The sequence below is a fragment of the Erwinia sp. AC075 genome (genome assembly GCF_979253995.1).
Map to the genome: position 1 here is coordinate 269,293 of NZ_CEEDEU010000001.1, position 14,747 is coordinate 284,039.

Sequence of the window (14,747 nt, forward strand, 5' to 3'; positions counted from 1 at the left end):
AAAGAGGTCATCATGGCTGGTAACACTATTGGGCAACTGTTTCGCGTCACCACCTTCGGTGAGTCTCATGGACTGGCGCTGGGCTGTATTGTAGACGGCGTGCCGCCCGGCATTCCGCTGACCGAAGCCGATCTGCAGCACGATCTGGATCGCCGTCGTCCTGGTACGTCACGTTACACCACCCAACGTCGCGAACCGGATCAGGTCAAAATCCTCTCCGGCGTGTTTGAAGGTGTGACCACCGGCACCAGCATCGGGCTGTTGATTGAGAACACCGACCAGCGTTCTCAGGATTACAGTGAGATCAAAGACGTGTTCCGTCCCGGCCATGCTGACTACACCTACGAGCAGAAATATGGCCTGCGCGACTATCGTGGCGGTGGCCGTTCGTCGGCCCGTGAAACCGCGATGCGCGTTGCCGCTGGCGCCATTGCCAAAAAGTATCTGGCACTGAAGCACGGCATCAAAGTCCGCGGTTTCCTGGCGCAGATTGGCGATGTGGCCTGTGAGCTGAAGGACTGGGATCAGGTTGAACAGAACCCGTTCTTCTGCCCGGATCCCTCGAAGCTGGAGGCGCTGGACGAACTGATGCGCGGGCTGAAGAAAGCGGGTGACTCGATTGGTGCGAAAGTGTCGGTGATGGCCGAAAACGTCCCGGTTGGCCTTGGCGAACCGGTTTTCGATCGTCTGGATGCGGACCTGGCGCATGCGTTGATGAGCATCAATGCGGTGAAAGGCGTTGAGATTGGTGACGGCTTTGCGGTGGTTAACCAGCGCGGCAGCCAGCACCGTGACGAAATTCGCGCGGATGGCTTCCAGAGCAACCACGCTGGCGGCATTTTAGGCGGCATCAGCAGCGGTCAGCCGATTCTGGCCAACATCGCCATGAAGCCAACCTCGAGCATTACCGTGCCGGGCAAAACCATCAACCGCTTCGGTGAAGAAGTCGAGATGATCACCAAAGGCCGCCACGATCCCTGCGTGGGGATCCGCGCGGTGCCGATCGCGGAAGCGATGATGGCGATCGTGCTGATGGATCACTTACTGCGTCAGCGTGCTCAGAACGCTGATGTGCACACGGACATTCCTTGCTGGTAACCGAATGAAAAAGACGCTGATGGCGCTTGGTGCGCTGCTGATAAGTGCTTCCTCACTGGCGGCAACGCCCTGGCAATCGATCCGCCAACCGATTAGCGGCACGCCGCAGTCGATTGGTCAGTTTGCTAATGGCTGTATCGTTGGCGCAGAACAACTGCCGCTGGATGCGCCTGACTATCAGGTGATGCGCCAGGATCAGCGTCGCTACTTCGGCCACCCGGATCTGATCATGTTTATTCAGCGTCTGAGTACGCAGGTGCATAATCTGCAGCTCGGCGAAGTGTTGATTGGCGACATGGGCATGGCCGCCGGTGGGCGCTTCAGCAGCGGTCACGCCAGCCATCAGTCGGGACTGGATGTAGATATCTGGCTACAGCTGCCTAAATCGCGCTGGTCCTCAGCGATGCTGTTAAAGCCTCAGCCCCTGGATTTGGTGGCGGCGGACGGTAAAAACGTGGTCGCGCGCCACTGGCAGCCGGAAATCGACAGCCTGATTAAACTGGCGGCGAAAGATGATGATGTGACGCGCATCTTCGTCAATCCGGCGATTAAAAAGCAGCTGTGTGCCGATGCCGGTGCCGATCGGGACTGGTTACGCAAAGTGCGTCCATGGTTTGGTCACCGCGCGCATATGCATGTGCGTTTGCGTTGCCCGCCGGGCAGCATGCAGTGTCAGGATCAGCCTGCCCCGCCGGCCGGCGATGGCTGTGGTGCCGAGCTGCAAAGCTGGTTCCTGCCAGCCAAACCGGGCAGTGGCGTGCCAGTGAAGCGCGAGCCGCCGCCGTTACCGCCATCCTGTCAGGCGTTACTGGATAAACATTTGCTTTAGGGATCGAAGATGGATTGGTTCGTCGTCAGCCCACTGTTTGTTGGGCTGCTGTTCTTTGTCGCCATGCTGGCCGGGTTTATCGATTCGATTGCCGGTGGCGGCGGGCTGTTAACCGTGCCGGCGCTGATGTCCGTGGGTCTCTCTCCCGCGCAGGCGATTGCCACCAATAAATTGCAGTCAGTTGGTGGCTCGTTCTCGGCAAGCCTCTATTTTGTCCGTCGTGGCGCGGTCAATCTGCGCGAGCAGCGGCTGAATATCTGCATGACGTTTCTGGGTGCAGTGACCGGTGCCATTCTGATCCAGCATTTGCAGGCCGAACTGCTGCGGCAGGTTCTGCCGATCCTGCTGATCGCTATCGGGCTGTACTTCCTGCTGCTGCCGAAAATTGGCGAAGAAGATCGCCAGCGTCGCCTGCACGGCTTGCCGTTTGCGCTGGTGGCCGGTGGTTGCGTCGGCTTTTATGACGGCTTTTTTGGTCCCGGCGCGGGCTCTTTTTACGCGCTGGCTTTCGTCACCCTGTGCGGCTATAACCTCGCCAAATCCACGGCTCATGCCAAAGTGCTGAACTTCACCTCCAATTTTGGTGGCCTGCTGTTCTTTATGTTTGGCGGCAAAGTGGTGTGGGGAACCGGACTGGTGATGCTGGTGGGCGCCATCTGTGGTGCCCGGTTAGGTGCACGCATGGTGTTAAGCCGTGGGCAAACGTTGATCCGCCCGATGGTGGTGATCGTGTCTGCTGTGATGAGTGCAAAACTGCTTTACGACAGTCATGGCGCGGCGATTGCGGCCTGGTGTCACCATCTGTTGGGTTGAGAAAAGAAAGAATGAACGATAGCCACCACTACACGCAGCTGATTGAAATTTATGACCGCTGCTTTTTTGCCGATTTTCAGACACGCCTGATTAAAGGCGATGACGAACCGATCTATCTTCCTGCTGATGACGACGTGAATTATCACCGCGTGGTGTTTGCTCACGGCTATTACGCCAGCGCGCTGCATGAAATCTCGCACTGGTGCATTGCCGGTGCTGAACGCCGCAAACAGGTTGATTTTGGCTACTGGTATTGCCCGGATGGCCGTGATGCCATGACGCAGAACCAATTCGAAACGGTAGAAGTGAAACCGCAATCGCTGGAGTGGATGTTTTGTGTTGCGGCAGGGTTTCCCTTCAATGTAAGTTGTGACAATCTCAACGGAGATTGTGAGCCGGATCGCATCGCGTTTCAGCGCAAAGTCCATGCTCAGGTCATGACGCATCTGGAACAGGGCCTTCCTGCTCGTCCAGCCCGATTGATTGCTGAACTCTGCTCGTATTACTCAACGCCCCCGCTGACGGCGGCACAGTTTCCCTGGCCAGAAGACCTGTGATCGTGGGGACAGGAACGAATAAGGAATTTTATGATCGATGAATTTGAGGCGCGTATTCTGGCCCTGATCGACGACATGGTGGAAAGCGCCAGTGACGACGAGCTGTTTGCCAGTGGTTATCTGCGTGGGCATCTGACGCTGGCCGTGGCTGAGATTGAACTCTCCGGCGAGCATACTCCTGAAGCATTACAGATTCAGGTGCAGAGAAGTCTGCAGAACGCCATCCAGGCCGGTGAACTTTCTCCGCGCGATCAGGCGCTGGTGATTGGCATGTGGGACAATCTGTTCCTGCAAGCGCGCAAACCTTCCTGAAAACCAGGCGGCCACCGTGCCGCCTGGCTTAATTCTCCTGTCAGAACGCCGTTTTAATCGCTTTCCCTTTCAGTAATTTCCTTACCCAGTAACGATTCGGATGCATCGCTGCCAGCGTGTCGGCATCCAGCGGGATCGGCTCGCCACAGAGTTCTGCCGCCAGCACTTCTGCGCCCAACGGACCGCTGCACAACCCGCGTGAACCTAACGCACCCAACACAAACAAGCCTTTATGCACCGGCGCTGCCTGTGCGGTCTCTTTATGCTGTGACAGATCGGCATACTGTTCCAGCGTTTGCTGATAATCGGGCAGGGGACCAAACATCGGCAAATGGTCGCGAGAGGCGCACCGCACGCCACTGCGGGATTCACCGGCGCTGACGTCGACTTCTTTCGGCCAGTCTGCCTGTGGCAGGCAGCGGATCAGCCTTTCGCGGTTTTCCTGCTGGTCCTCTTCACGGTAGTCGGTTGAGGTGTCCGCGCGATGATAACTGGCACCAATACAGTGATGCTGATTGTGCGGGTTTGCCGGCGTCAGGTAACCGTCATAACACAGCACCTGCTTTAGCGGGCTTAACCCAGGCGTGGTGGGAATATGGCTGACCTGGCCGCTAACGGCGTAAGCGGGCAGCATTTCGCTCTGGGCAAAGGACGCCAGGGTGTGGCCGGTGGCCAGCACCACGTTGCGGTGTGGCTTAGCAGGCTGGTCATGGAACTGTAACTGCCAGCCATCCGCCTCGGACCGCATTTCCGTTAGCGTATGCTGCCAGTGGATCTGCAATCCTTGCTGCATAGCCAGTTCAAACAGCGCCGGGGTCAGTTGCCCCGGAGAGAGCCAGCCGCCCAGCGGGTAGCTTATTCCGCCGCAGCCTGTTTCCACGCCACACAAGGCTTCCGCTTCGGCCTGCGATACTTCGCGGGCGATCTCTTCAGGCAAGCCCATGCTCAGCAGTTTGGCGATCTTCTCGCGGCTTTTTTCATCCCAACCCAGCTGCGTGACGCCGCACCAGTCATGATCAAAAGCGACCGGCAGGCTGTCGTAAAGCCGGCGGGCAAAGGTGAACGCCAGTGGGAAGAAGGTGGCTAATGCCGGATCGTGCTGATTGAGCAGGGGATAGAGCGCGCCCTGACGATTCCCGGACGCGCCTTCGGCGGCCCTGGCATCCGCGCAGTATAGGGTGACCTTTTTGCCGCGACGTAACAGCGCCAGCGCCAGCAGCGCGCTGGCAATGCCGCCGCCAATAATGGCGATATCATCGCCTTCAGCAGCCGGACGCGCGTACCACGGCATGTTTGCCTGAGGGGACGTTAACGCGTCCATTGAACCGCAAAGCATTTCGCGTTTCGGGCCAAAGCCTTTGCTGCGAATAACGTTAAATCCCGCATCTCTCAGACCGCGACGAACAAATCCTGCGGCGGTAAAGGTGGCTAAGGTGCCGCCCTGGCGGGCCAGTTTCGCCATGCAGGCAAACAGTTCTGGCGTCCACATATCGGGATTTTTAGACGGCGCGAAGCCATCCAGGAACCAGGCATCGACCTGATGCTGCAGGCTGTCATCAAAAGTGTGGATCAGCTGGTTAATATCGCCAAACCACAGATCCAGCGTGATGCGGCCGCCGTCCAACAGCAAACGGTGACAGCCTGGCAACGCTTGCGGCCACTGTTGGCAAAGTTCCGCCGCGTAGTCGGCCAGTTCAGGCCAGACGGCCAGCGAGCTGGCGAGATCTGTCACGTTTAAAGGATATTTCTCACTGCTGATGAAGTGTAAACGCTGTAATTTAGCCTCGGGATGCGCTTCCCGGAAGCGATCGAACGCCTGCCAAAGGGTCAAAAAGTTCAGACCAGTCCCAAAACCTGTCTCAGCAACGATAAATAAATCGCGCGAATGTTGAGCAAATCGATCGGGTATTTGGTTGCCACCGAGGAACACATGGCGGGTCTCTTCCAGACCATTTTCATTGGAGAAGTAGACGTCGCCAAACGCTCGGGATACAGGTGTACCCTGTTCATTCCAGCTTAATTCGGCATACTCGATCGGGGTCGTTTTCAAGGGGGAAGCTCGGTTATCAGGCGGTGCCGCGATTGTAACGGTGTGAGCTGGCCCACGCAAATTTACAAAAGTTAAGCGCTGATCGGACTTGTTCGGCGTACAACTGTAAGCTAAAGTGCCTGTCGAATCCTAATATAAGTAGTGAATGAGGTATTGAATGAAACGTGCAGTGATTACTGGCTTGGGTATCGTTTCCAGCATTGGTAATAACCAAGAGGAAGTTTTGGCATCTCTGCGTGAGGGTCGCTCAGGCATCACCTTCTCCCAGGAGCTGAAAGATTCCGGCATGCGTAGTCACGTCTGGGGTAACGTCAAACTGTCTAAAGACGAAATCTCAGCTCTCATCGATCGCAAAGTATTGCGTTTCATGAGCGATGCGTCCATTTATGCTTACATCTCCATGCTGGAAGCGGTGAAAGATTCCGGCCTGACCGCCGAGCAGTACCAGAACAACCCACGTGTGGGTCTGGTTGCCGGTTCCGGTGGCGGTTCCCCTTACAACCAGGCTGCCAGCGTTGATGGTATGCGTGCGAAAGGCCTGCGTGGCGTGGGTCCTTATATGGTGACCAAAGCCATGGCGTCCGGCGTTTCTGCCTGCCTGGCAACACCGTTCAAAATTCACGGTGTGAACTACTCCATCAGCTCCGCTTGTGCCACTTCCGCTCACTGTATCGGTAACGCGGTTGAGCAGATCCAGCTGGGCAAACAGGATGTGGTCTTTGCTGGCGGCGGCGAAGAGCTGTGCTGGGAAATGTCCTGTGAGTTCGACGCGATGGGCGCACTGTCCACCAAGTACAACGAAACCCCAGAAAAAGCCTCCCGTACTTACGATACCAGCCGTGACGGCTTCGTTATCGCTGGCGGCGGCGGTATGGTGGTGGTTGAAGAACTGGAACACGCGCTGGCTCGCGGTGCTCACATCTATGCAGAAGTGGTTGGCTACGGCGCGACTTCTGACGGTGCTGACATGGTTGCCCCATCAGGCGAAGGCGCAATGCGCTGTATGCGTCTGGCAATGGCCGATGTGGATACCCCAATCGACTACCTGAACACCCACGGTACCTCTACGCCAGTGGGCGATGTAAAGGAACTGGGCGCAATCTGTGAAGTGTTTAGCGAGAACATGCCTGCCATGTCCGCGACCAAAGCAATGACCGGTCACTCTCTGGGTGCCGCCGGCGTGCAGGAAGCCATTTACTCTCTGCTGATGCTGGAACATGGCTTTATCGCGCCAAGCATCAACATTGATGAGCTGGACCCCGCGGCGAAAGGTCTGAACATCGTGACCAAGCCAACCGAGCAGAAGCTGAAGACCGTTATGTCTAACAGCTTTGGCTTCGGCGGGACTAACGCCACCCTGGTGATGCGTAAGCTCGACTAAGTTTCAGGGGGCGAAATGTCGCCCCCTGTCTTTCCCTTCAGCGTTCTCTCTGTTCCATCGGCCTCAATCGCTTCGGCAAGCCGGCAACCACCAAATCGTAAGATTCCTCTACCAGCTGCCGTACCAGGCCTTCACTAATTTGTTCGCCGGGATAAATCGAGATCCAGTGACGTTTATTCATATGGTAAGCCGCATGAATGCTGTCGTAGATCGCCCGTTGTAACAGTGCGTTTTCGGGATCGCATTTCAGATTCACAATCCGCTCGCCGCGAACCTGTGCCAGTAAAGCGAACATCTTGCCGCGCACCTTAAACACCTCATATTCCGGGCCAAACGGGTAGCAAAGCTCGGCTGCAGGCAGGGTCCGGGCGACGTCGGCCGCCAGCTGATGAATCTGTTTTCCGTCCATTGTATGGCTCCATCGCGGGGATTTCTGTCCAGCAGGCTAGCATAACCGGACCCTCCGGCTCACCCCCCGATTTTATTCTTTCTCCCGCAGCACCTTGCCAACATTTCCCGCAGGATGAACCGCCAGCAGCGTTTCCCGGCTGTAGCCACTTTGCGTCATTAACACTGCTATCATCGCGTCAAACACCGCCAGCACGCTGATAATCGAGGTGGTGGCCAGCATATTGAGCGGATCAATCTCCTGAGTTTCAGGCATCAGCAACAGCCGATCGGCTGCCTGAGCAATCGCCGATCCGGCGTTTTCAGTGACGCTTACCAGCGTGCAGCCTTTGCTTTTTACCGTCGGCAATAAGCGGGTTAACTCATCGGAATTGCCGCCGCGCGACAGCATAATCAGCACGTCGCTGGCGCGCAGAAAACCGATGTCACCGTGCGCCGCATCGGCAGCGCTAAGCCAGGTGGCGGGACGCTCTACGCAGGAAAGCATATGGGCGATCTTTCTGGCGGCAATGCCCGAGGTGCCAATCCCGGTGACCGCAATTTTCCCCTCGCAGCGGGCCAGCGTACTGAGTACCGCCAGCCATTGCTGACGGTCGAGTTGGCTTTCCAGCGTGGTTAGCGCATCGCGATAGGTCTGCCAGCCAGAGGTGGCCTGTGACCAGGCGTCGATGTGCTCCATCAGGCCTCCTGCATCATCTGGCGATACTTCATATGGTCGTGATACATCTCGCGGAATACCTGGTATTTGCGATCGTAGTAATGTTTGATCTCATTGGTTTGCGGCGTGACGGTTTTACCGATGCGGCTCATGGCATTCATCGCTTCCGGCAGGGATTCATACACCCCGGCGGCCACGGTGCCCATCATCGCGCTGCCCAACAGCATCGCTTCACTCTCTTCCGGTAGCAGCATCGCACAGCCGGTGGCGTTAGCATGTTCCTGCACGAAGATCGGATTCTTGGTGCCGCCACCGCTGGCCATAATGGTATCGATGCTGTAGCCGGTCTGGTTCATGGTTTCGATGATATGGCGGGCACCCAGCGCAATCGCCTGAATGGTCGCCAGATAGTGCAGCGCCATATCTTCCGGCGTGCGCGAGAGTTTCAGCCCGGTGAGGATGCCGGTCAGATTCGGGTTCGCGCGCGGTGAGCGGTTACCGTGAAAATAGGGCAGCATATGGATATCGCGGGTCAGAAAGGCAATCTTTTCGGGCTCGCCGGCCATTTTGCGCAGCAGGTCGTTAAGGACTTCATAGATGGTTTTGCCCTGAGCCTTTCCCTGATCGCGCAGCGTGGCATAGCAGGGGTGAGACTGGATCATATGGTCAATCAGCGCGCCGGTGGCCGACTGGCCGCCTTCGTTCAGCCATAAGTCGGGCAGAATGGCGGAGAAGTAGGGGCCCCAGACGCCTTTAATAAAGCGCGGCTCTTTCGAAATGGCCATATGGCCGGTGGAGGTGCCGCCTATCAGCGCGATGCGCCGGTCAAAGTCAGCATGTTCCCCGGACGCGCCCGCCGCACCCAGCGTGCCGAGGCTGCCCGCATGGGCATCAATGATCGATACGCTCACCGCCGTGCCGGGCAGCAGGCCCATTTCGCTGGCGGCTCGCTGCGTCAGGCCGTGCCCCAACGGTTCACCCATGGTTTTTACATCGCGGCCAATTTTCGCCGCGTCATGCTCGAGCAAATCTTCCAGCCCAATCTGGCGGAAATAGCTCTCATCCCAGCGGTTCTCATGGCCCATATAAGTCCATTTGCACACCAGCGAGCACAACGAACGCGTTTCATCCTGGGTGGCCCGCCAGGTGAGGAAGTCGGGCAGGTCAAATAAATGGCCGATATTCTGCCAGCTGTTGGGCATATGCTGTTTCAGCCACAGCAGCTTTGGCGTCTGCATTTCGGGTGAGATCACCCCACCAACATAGTCCAGCACCCGGTGCTGGGTGGCGTTGATGCGCTCGGCCTGCGAAATGGCGCGGTGATCCATCCACACGATAATATTCTGCTCGCTGCGGCCCGACGGACTGACCGTCAGCGGTTTGCCTTCTTTATCCAGCACCACCAGTGAACAGGTGGCATCAAAGCCGATGCCTTTAATCTGTACCGGATTGATGTTGCTTTGATTGACGGCATCGCGCACCGCCTGGCACACCGCCTGCCAGATATTGTCTGACGACTGCTCGACAAAATCGGCCTGCGGGCGATACAGCGCAATTTCCCGGCTGGCCTGGCCCATCATCCGGCCCTTAAGGTCGAAAATTCCCGCACGTGCGCTGCCGGTCCCTACATCCACACCCAGATAATAACTTGTCATTGTTAGCCTCGACCGTCAGGTTCTGCGATTCTGTAACGCAATAAACAGGATAAGCACACCGCCCCAGAGCGCCATCGTCAGATAGCTGCTCACGCCCAGCAGATTGAGCCCGCTTTCCAGCATTTGTAAGACGATCAGCGCCAGCACCATGCCAATCACCCGGCCAAATCCGCCGTCGGGATTTACCCCACCCAGCACCGAGGCCAGAATGGTCACCAGCAGCCAGGACTCGCCGTAGCCTGCCTTCGCCGAGTTGAACATCGACATCATCAGCAGCGCCGCGCCCCAGCTCAGCAGGGCAGAGAAGATATACACCGTGATTTGCACCCGCGCGGTGTTGATGCCGCTGAAGCGGGTGGCCTGTTCGTTAGATCCCAGCAGATAAATGCTGCGGCCCAGCGTGGTCTGCTCCAGCAGAACCCATAGCGCAAAGGCCACCAGCAGGAACAGCAGCAGGGCAAAAGGCACGCCAAACACCTCGCCATTGCCGAGGAACTGAATCAGCGGTGGGAAGCCGGAAATCACCGCGCCGTTGGAGAGCAGGATATTCAACCCGGCGATCAGCGTCATGGTGCCGAGCGTGGCGAGTATCGGCGACACCCCAATCACCGCGATCAGCAGACCATTCAGCGTGCCGATCAGCACCGCCAGCAGCGCACCGGCGATGAGCGCCAGCAGCAGAAACAGCGGCTGGCCCGGATGGGCAACGATGATCGCGCCCATCAGCAGGGAACAGGCGTTGGCGCTGGCGATAATCGACAGGTTGATGCCGCCGGTCAGCATGGTCAGCCCCATGCCCAGCGCCAGTAAGCCTAAAACGGGCAGCTGGGTGGCAATCGACTGAAAGTTGCCCGCGCTGAAGAACCGTCCACCCAGCGTCAGCGAGAACAGCGCCAGCACAATGACAATCATCAGCAGCTGCAGGCGAATAATCCGGTCGCCCGGAAGGATTTTGATTATGGCGTTCATTTCACATCCCCTTCGCCAGTTTGCGTTTTTCATTCCACGCGGTGGCGCTGATGCTGACCAGAATAATCAGCCCGCTAAACACCATATGCCAGTAAGAGGAGACGGCGAGCAGCGTCAGGCCATTTTGCAGGAAGGCCAACAGCAGCACCCCCAGCAGCGTGCCGAATAAGGAGCCGCGGCCGCCGGTCATGCTGGTGCCGCCGAGAACCACGGCGGCCAGCACCGTGAGTTCATAGCCGACCAGCGAATTGGGCGCGACTGACTGGGTGGTCTGCGCCTGAACGATGGCGGCAACACCGGCCAGCAGTCCCATATAGCCGTAGACGTAAAAGTGCAGCGTCAGCAGGTTCATGCCCAGCCGGGAAGCGGATTCGCGGTTGCCGCCCATCGCATAAATCTGCCGTCCCAGCCGGGTATAGCGCATCAGCACGCCGGTCAGCACAAACACCGCCAGCAGGCATAAAAGCGGCAGCGTCAGCCCGTATTCATAGCCATCGGCGGCCGTGAAAGAGAACCAGTTGATGCCGTTCATAAACCACTCGGGGAAACCGTACAGCCAGGTGCCATCGGTAAACCACACCAGCAGGCCATAGAACAGGTTGAGCGTGGCAATAGTGATGATGATCGCCGGGACGCGTAAGAAGTAGACCAGCGCGCCATTGATCAGCCCCAGCAGCAGCCCGCACCCCATGGCAATCGCGAAGATCGTCACGAAGTTGCCGCCGTGCGCCAGCAGGGTACTGGCCATTGCGTACTGCGCAATCGCGGTCATGGCCGGGAAGGAAATGTCGATCCCGCCGGCGATCAGCACCACAAACAGGCCGCAGGCCAGAATACCGAGGATGGCATAGCTGGTGGCGACATCGGTCAGGTTACCGAGCGTTAAAAACTCGCTGGAGCGCAGGCTGAGGCCCGCAGCCAGCAGCAGGATCAGCATCCCCAGCCAGAACTCATGGTGGCCGATCAGATGTCGTAATTTGTTATTCATTGACCACCCCGGCAATCTCGTCTTCCTGGCACTGGTGCGGCGCAAAACTGGCGACCAGTTCGCCTTTCCGCATCACCAGTACGCGATGGCTGTTGTAATACGCTTCCGGGATCTCATCGCAAATCATCAACACGGCCATGCCGGATTCGGCAAGATCGCGGGCAATCCGGTAGATCCCTTCTTTATTGGCGATATCGACGCCGACGGTGGGCGAGTCAAGGATCAGCACTTTCGGATGGGTCGCCACCCATTTGGCGATGGCCACGCGCTGCGCATTGCCGCCGGACAGGGTTTGCACCGGCAGCTGGCTGTCCGACACCTTGATATTCAGTTCGCGGATCAGGGTGGCGACCTGATGACGGGCCTTTTTCTGGTCCATCAGCCCGGCACGGTTATGCAGCCGGTTAAAAATCGGCACCAGCATGTTGTCGAAAATAGATTGCTGCATCACCAGCCCCTGGGTTTGCCGATCTTCGGAAACATAGGCAATACCGTGGCGGATCGCATCCCGGTTGCTGCGCAGGCTGACCGGCTGGCCCTCAACGCAGATTTCACCACTGTCTGGCTGGGTCATGCCAAACAGGGACAGGCACAGCTCGGTGCGTCCGGCCCCGAGCAGGCCAACAATTGAGGTAATCTCACCCCGGCGCAGGCTCAGATTGATCGACTGATACTGGCCTTTGCGCGACAGGTTGCGCACTTCCAGCAGGGGCGTTTCGCTTTTATCGGCCCGTTCAGGCAGATGGCTGAAGGCAAAGCGTTGCCCGGTCATCAGGAACGCCAGTTCGTCGCTGTTCAGCTCGCTGGCCGGGAAGGTTCCCACCAGTTTGCCGTCGCGCATCACGCTGATGCGGTCCGCCACTTCCATGACTTCGTCCAGCTTGTGGCTGACAAACACCACGCAAATCCCGGCGGCTTTCAGCTCGTTGACCACCCGCAGCAGGCCATTGACTTCATGGCGGGTCAGGGAAGCGGTGGGTTCATCCATGATCACCAGGCTGGCATCCGCGGCCAGCGCGCGACAGATAGCCACTAACTGGCGATCGGCAATCGACAGCTTTTCGACTTTGCGGTCCGGATCCAGCGTCACACCAATGCGTTGCAGGGTATCGACCGCCAGTTTGCGCATTGCCGCTCTTTTTACCCAGAAGCCACCGCCGGGCAGATAGCGATGCACGGCGATATTCTCTGCCACCGTCAGATTGGGAAACAGCGACAGATCCTGATAAATCACCTGCACCCCGTAAAAGGCCGACAGGGAAGGGCTGAGATGGTTGAACAGCTTGCCATTGATGCCAATGTGCGAGCCTTTATCGGGCTGATACACCCCGGAAATCACTTTAATCAGCGTGCTTTTCCCGCAGCCGTTTTGTCCGGCCAGGCAGTGTACTTCGCCCTTATTCAGCGTCAGGCTGATGTTATCCAGCGCCTGAACGCCAGGAAAGGATTTGCTGATATGGTCGAGAGAGAGAAAGGTTTGCGACATAGAATTTACTCACCGTAGGGACTGTAGCCGCAGGCGGCCCGCTTGCCGGTCACCGATGTGACCGGCCGGGCCCAGCCATCAGAATCCGAGCGTTTTGGCGTTATCTTTGGTCACTTCCAGAATGCGGTTGAAGCGGATCACATGGGTTTTCATATCCACATCGGCTTTACCGAGGCCATCGATAGTCAGGTCAGGCGTGACCTGCTTGCCATCCAGAATCTGGTCGGCCAGACTCACCAGCGCAAAGCCGGCATCTTTCGGGTCCCACAGCAGCGCTTTTTTGATGTCGCCAGACGCCAGGTACGGCGCGGCCTGCGCTGGCATCGCGATACCCACTACGGCAATTTTGTTTTTCGCCCGTTTGCTTTTCACCGCCTGACCGGCACCAATCGGGCCGAGCGAGCCAAAGCCGATGATCCCTTTCAGGTCAGGGTAGGTGCGCATCAGATCGAGGGTGGTGGCGTAGGATTTATCAATACTCTCCGCCACAGGCAGGCGGGAAGTGACTTCATGCATATCCGGGTATTTCTGTTTCTGGTATTTGATGGCGGCGTCAGCCCAGGCGTTATGCAGTGGCACGGTCAGCGATCCGACATAAATCGCGTAACCGCCTTTGCCGCCCATCGCACTGGCCAGCTCATCCATGTTCTTTTCGGCATATTTCTGGCTGTCGATGGTTTCCACATCCCACTGACCAATCGGCTGATCCGGGGATTCATGGGTCAACACCACGATGCCCTGATCGCGGGCCTTCTTCAGCACCGGCTCCAGCACCTTGGCATCGTTTGGCACCACGATAATGGCATCGACTTTTTTGGCGATCAGATCTTCAATCACCTTCACCTGCTGCGCCGGATCGGGCGTTGAACCGCCGACCTGATAGGCATTGACGTCAAGCTTGGTGGCGGCTTCTTTCACGCCCACTTCCATGCGGGTAAACCAGGGAATGCCGGTGACTTTCGCCACCACAGCGATATCATGTTTTTCAGCTGAGAAGGAGGGTGTTGTAAACAGCATGCAGGCAGAAACCACACATGCATTGAGTAATGCGACGTTGAATTTCATAGCAATACCTTATTGTAGGGCGCGGACTCTCCGCTTTAGTTACCCGCCAGGCGCGAGCTTATAGTGGTCAGATATGGCGTTAGCCACCGGAGCAAGATAGCAAGCAATTTTCAGGACTCTGGCAGCCAGCTGAGTGAAGTGTGATCGCTGACTTTTTTAGTTAAAATTTAGCGTAAATATAGTTAAATAATTGTTAGTTAATTATAAATATTGGATTTATACGCCAAAATAATGTTTTTATTTTGTTAAATTCAGGTGATTTGATATCTTTTCATTAACAATTTGCTGGCAAGGCTAACGGTCTGATTCAAAAATGGCCAACTGTTGACGCCCGTGCGCATTTGATATGCAGGAATTGTGAGTTTCTTCGCAGTTGAAGGGTAAACAAGCCCGAGACTGGCCCAATTTCCCGGTAATTTCCGACGTAATTTGCTTACAGGCGCCCCGTTTACAAACGTTGACGGTTGGCGGACTTTCC

14 protein-coding genes are annotated in these 14,747 nt (G+C 57.1%); 6 read left to right on the forward strand and 8 right to left on the reverse strand.

Annotation, left to right across the window (positions count from 1 at the left end; translation table 11 throughout):
* Positions 1–12 precede the first annotated feature (12 nt).
* From aroC to AC0IXH_RS01405, 5 genes are read left to right on the forward strand one after another with little or no spacing between them, the layout of a single operon-like run.
* Entirely contained in the window at positions 13–1,098 is a 1,086-nt protein-coding gene (gene aroC / locus AC0IXH_RS01385; protein ID WP_471719831.1) for a chorismate synthase, read from the forward strand.
* A 4-nt stretch (positions 1,099–1,102) separates the two neighbouring features.
* Positions 1,103–1,927 carry a penicillin-insensitive murein endopeptidase gene (gene mepA / locus AC0IXH_RS01390; protein WP_471719832.1) on the forward strand — a complete coding sequence of 275 codons (825 nt, stop codon included), beginning with the start codon at positions 1,103–1,105 and terminating at the stop codon, positions 1,925–1,927.
* A gap of 9 nt (positions 1,928–1,936) precedes the next feature.
* On the forward strand, positions 1,937–2,740 hold the full coding sequence (locus AC0IXH_RS01395; RefSeq protein ID WP_053144349.1) for a sulfite exporter TauE/SafE family protein: 804 nt from the start codon (positions 1,937–1,939) through the stop codon (positions 2,738–2,740).
* 11 nt (positions 2,741–2,751) lie between these two features.
* Entirely contained in the window at positions 2,752–3,297 is a 546-nt protein-coding gene (locus AC0IXH_RS01400; RefSeq protein WP_471719833.1) for an elongation factor P hydroxylase, read from the forward strand.
* Between the two features lie 30 nt (positions 3,298–3,327).
* Positions 3,328–3,609 carry a YfcL family protein gene (locus tag AC0IXH_RS01405; protein WP_013203145.1) on the forward strand — a complete coding sequence of 94 codons (282 nt, stop codon included), beginning with the start codon at positions 3,328–3,330 and terminating at the stop codon, positions 3,607–3,609.
* Between the two features lie 40 nt (positions 3,610–3,649).
* Here the strand turns inward: AC0IXH_RS01405 and mnmC are convergent, their stop codons facing one another.
* Entirely contained in the window at positions 3,650–5,659 is a 2,010-nt protein-coding gene (gene mnmC, locus AC0IXH_RS01410) for a bifunctional tRNA (5-methylaminomethyl-2-thiouridine)(34)-methyltransferase MnmC2/FAD-dependent 5-carboxymethylaminomethyl-2-thiouridine(34) oxidoreductase MnmC1 (protein ID WP_471719834.1), read from the reverse strand.
* 157 nt (positions 5,660–5,816) lie between these two features.
* On the opposite strand from mnmC, the gene fabB reads away from it, so the two are divergent.
* The gene (gene fabB / locus AC0IXH_RS01415; protein WP_013203143.1) at positions 5,817–7,040 is read left to right on the forward strand and encodes a beta-ketoacyl-ACP synthase I; all 1,224 of its coding nucleotides are present in this window, start codon (positions 5,817–5,819) and stop codon (positions 7,038–7,040) included.
* Between the two features lie 37 nt (positions 7,041–7,077).
* Here fabB and AC0IXH_RS01420 read toward each other — a convergent pair whose 3' ends face one another.
* The 7 genes from AC0IXH_RS01420 to AC0IXH_RS01450 form a co-directional block, all read right to left on the reverse strand.
* Entirely contained in the window at positions 7,078–7,449 is a 372-nt protein-coding gene (locus AC0IXH_RS01420) for an MmcQ/YjbR family DNA-binding protein (protein WP_471719835.1), read from the reverse strand.
* A gap of 72 nt (positions 7,450–7,521) precedes the next feature.
* Entirely contained in the window at positions 7,522–8,127 is a 606-nt protein-coding gene (locus tag AC0IXH_RS01425) for an SIS domain-containing protein (protein WP_471719836.1), read from the reverse strand.
* Entirely contained in the window at positions 8,127–9,761 is a 1,635-nt protein-coding gene (locus AC0IXH_RS01430) for an FGGY-family carbohydrate kinase (RefSeq protein ID WP_013203140.1), read from the reverse strand. The genes AC0IXH_RS01425 and AC0IXH_RS01430 overlap by 1 nt, the downstream gene beginning before the upstream one ends.
* A gap of 15 nt (positions 9,762–9,776) precedes the next feature.
* Entirely contained in the window at positions 9,777–10,730 is a 954-nt protein-coding gene (locus AC0IXH_RS01435; RefSeq protein WP_013203139.1) for an ABC transporter permease, read from the reverse strand.
* A 1-nt stretch (position 10,731) separates the two neighbouring features.
* A complete protein-coding gene (locus AC0IXH_RS01440) occupies positions 10,732–11,718 on the reverse strand; it encodes an ABC transporter permease (protein WP_013203138.1) in 987 nt (328 codons plus the stop codon).
* Positions 11,711–13,204, reverse strand: a complete 1,494-nt coding sequence (locus AC0IXH_RS01445) for a sugar ABC transporter ATP-binding protein (protein WP_013203137.1) — start codon at positions 13,202–13,204, stop codon at positions 11,711–11,713. Before AC0IXH_RS01445 ends, AC0IXH_RS01440 begins: the two co-directional genes overlap by 8 nt.
* Before the next feature lie 78 nt (positions 13,205–13,282).
* Positions 13,283–14,269: an autoinducer 2 ABC transporter substrate-binding protein gene (locus AC0IXH_RS01450; RefSeq protein ID WP_013203136.1), complete on the reverse strand. Its 987-nt coding sequence runs from the start codon at positions 14,267–14,269 to the stop codon at positions 13,283–13,285.
* Positions 14,270–14,747 lie beyond the last annotated feature (478 nt).

What these genes read in the sequence shown, in the direction of transcription:
- AC0IXH_RS01450 (WP_013203136.1), bottom strand. Translation starts at nt 14,269, where the DNA reads ATGAAATTCAACGTCGCATTACTCAATGCATGTGTGGTTTCTGCCTGC.
- fabB (WP_013203143.1), top strand. Translation starts at nt 5,817, where the DNA reads ATGAAACGTGCAGTGATTACTGGCTTGGGTATCGTTTCCAGCATTGGT.
- AC0IXH_RS01420 (WP_471719835.1), bottom strand. Translation starts at nt 7,449, where the DNA reads ATGGACGGAAAACAGATTCATCAGCTGGCGGCCGACGTCGCCCGGACC.
- AC0IXH_RS01400 (WP_471719833.1), top strand. Translation starts at nt 2,752, where the DNA reads ATGAACGATAGCCACCACTACACGCAGCTGATTGAAATTTATGACCGC.
- AC0IXH_RS01445 (WP_013203137.1), bottom strand. Translation starts at nt 13,204, where the DNA reads ATGTCGCAAACCTTTCTCTCTCTCGACCATATCAGCAAATCCTTTCCT.
- mepA (WP_471719832.1), top strand. Translation starts at nt 1,103, where the DNA reads ATGAAAAAGACGCTGATGGCGCTTGGTGCGCTGCTGATAAGTGCTTCC.
- aroC (WP_471719831.1), top strand. Translation starts at nt 13, where the DNA reads ATGGCTGGTAACACTATTGGGCAACTGTTTCGCGTCACCACCTTCGGT.
- AC0IXH_RS01430 (WP_013203140.1), bottom strand. Translation starts at nt 9,761, where the DNA reads ATGACAAGTTATTATCTGGGTGTGGATGTAGGGACCGGCAGCGCACGT.
- AC0IXH_RS01395 (WP_053144349.1), top strand. Translation starts at nt 1,937, where the DNA reads ATGGATTGGTTCGTCGTCAGCCCACTGTTTGTTGGGCTGCTGTTCTTT.
- AC0IXH_RS01440 (WP_013203138.1), bottom strand. Translation starts at nt 11,718, where the DNA reads ATGAATAACAAATTACGACATCTGATCGGCCACCATGAGTTCTGGCTG.
- AC0IXH_RS01425 (WP_471719836.1), bottom strand. Translation starts at nt 8,127, where the DNA reads ATGGAGCACATCGACGCCTGGTCACAGGCCACCTCTGGCTGGCAGACC.
- AC0IXH_RS01435 (WP_013203139.1), bottom strand. Translation starts at nt 10,730, where the DNA reads ATGAACGCCATAATCAAAATCCTTCCGGGCGACCGGATTATTCGCCTG.
- AC0IXH_RS01405 (WP_013203145.1), top strand. Translation starts at nt 3,328, where the DNA reads ATGATCGATGAATTTGAGGCGCGTATTCTGGCCCTGATCGACGACATG.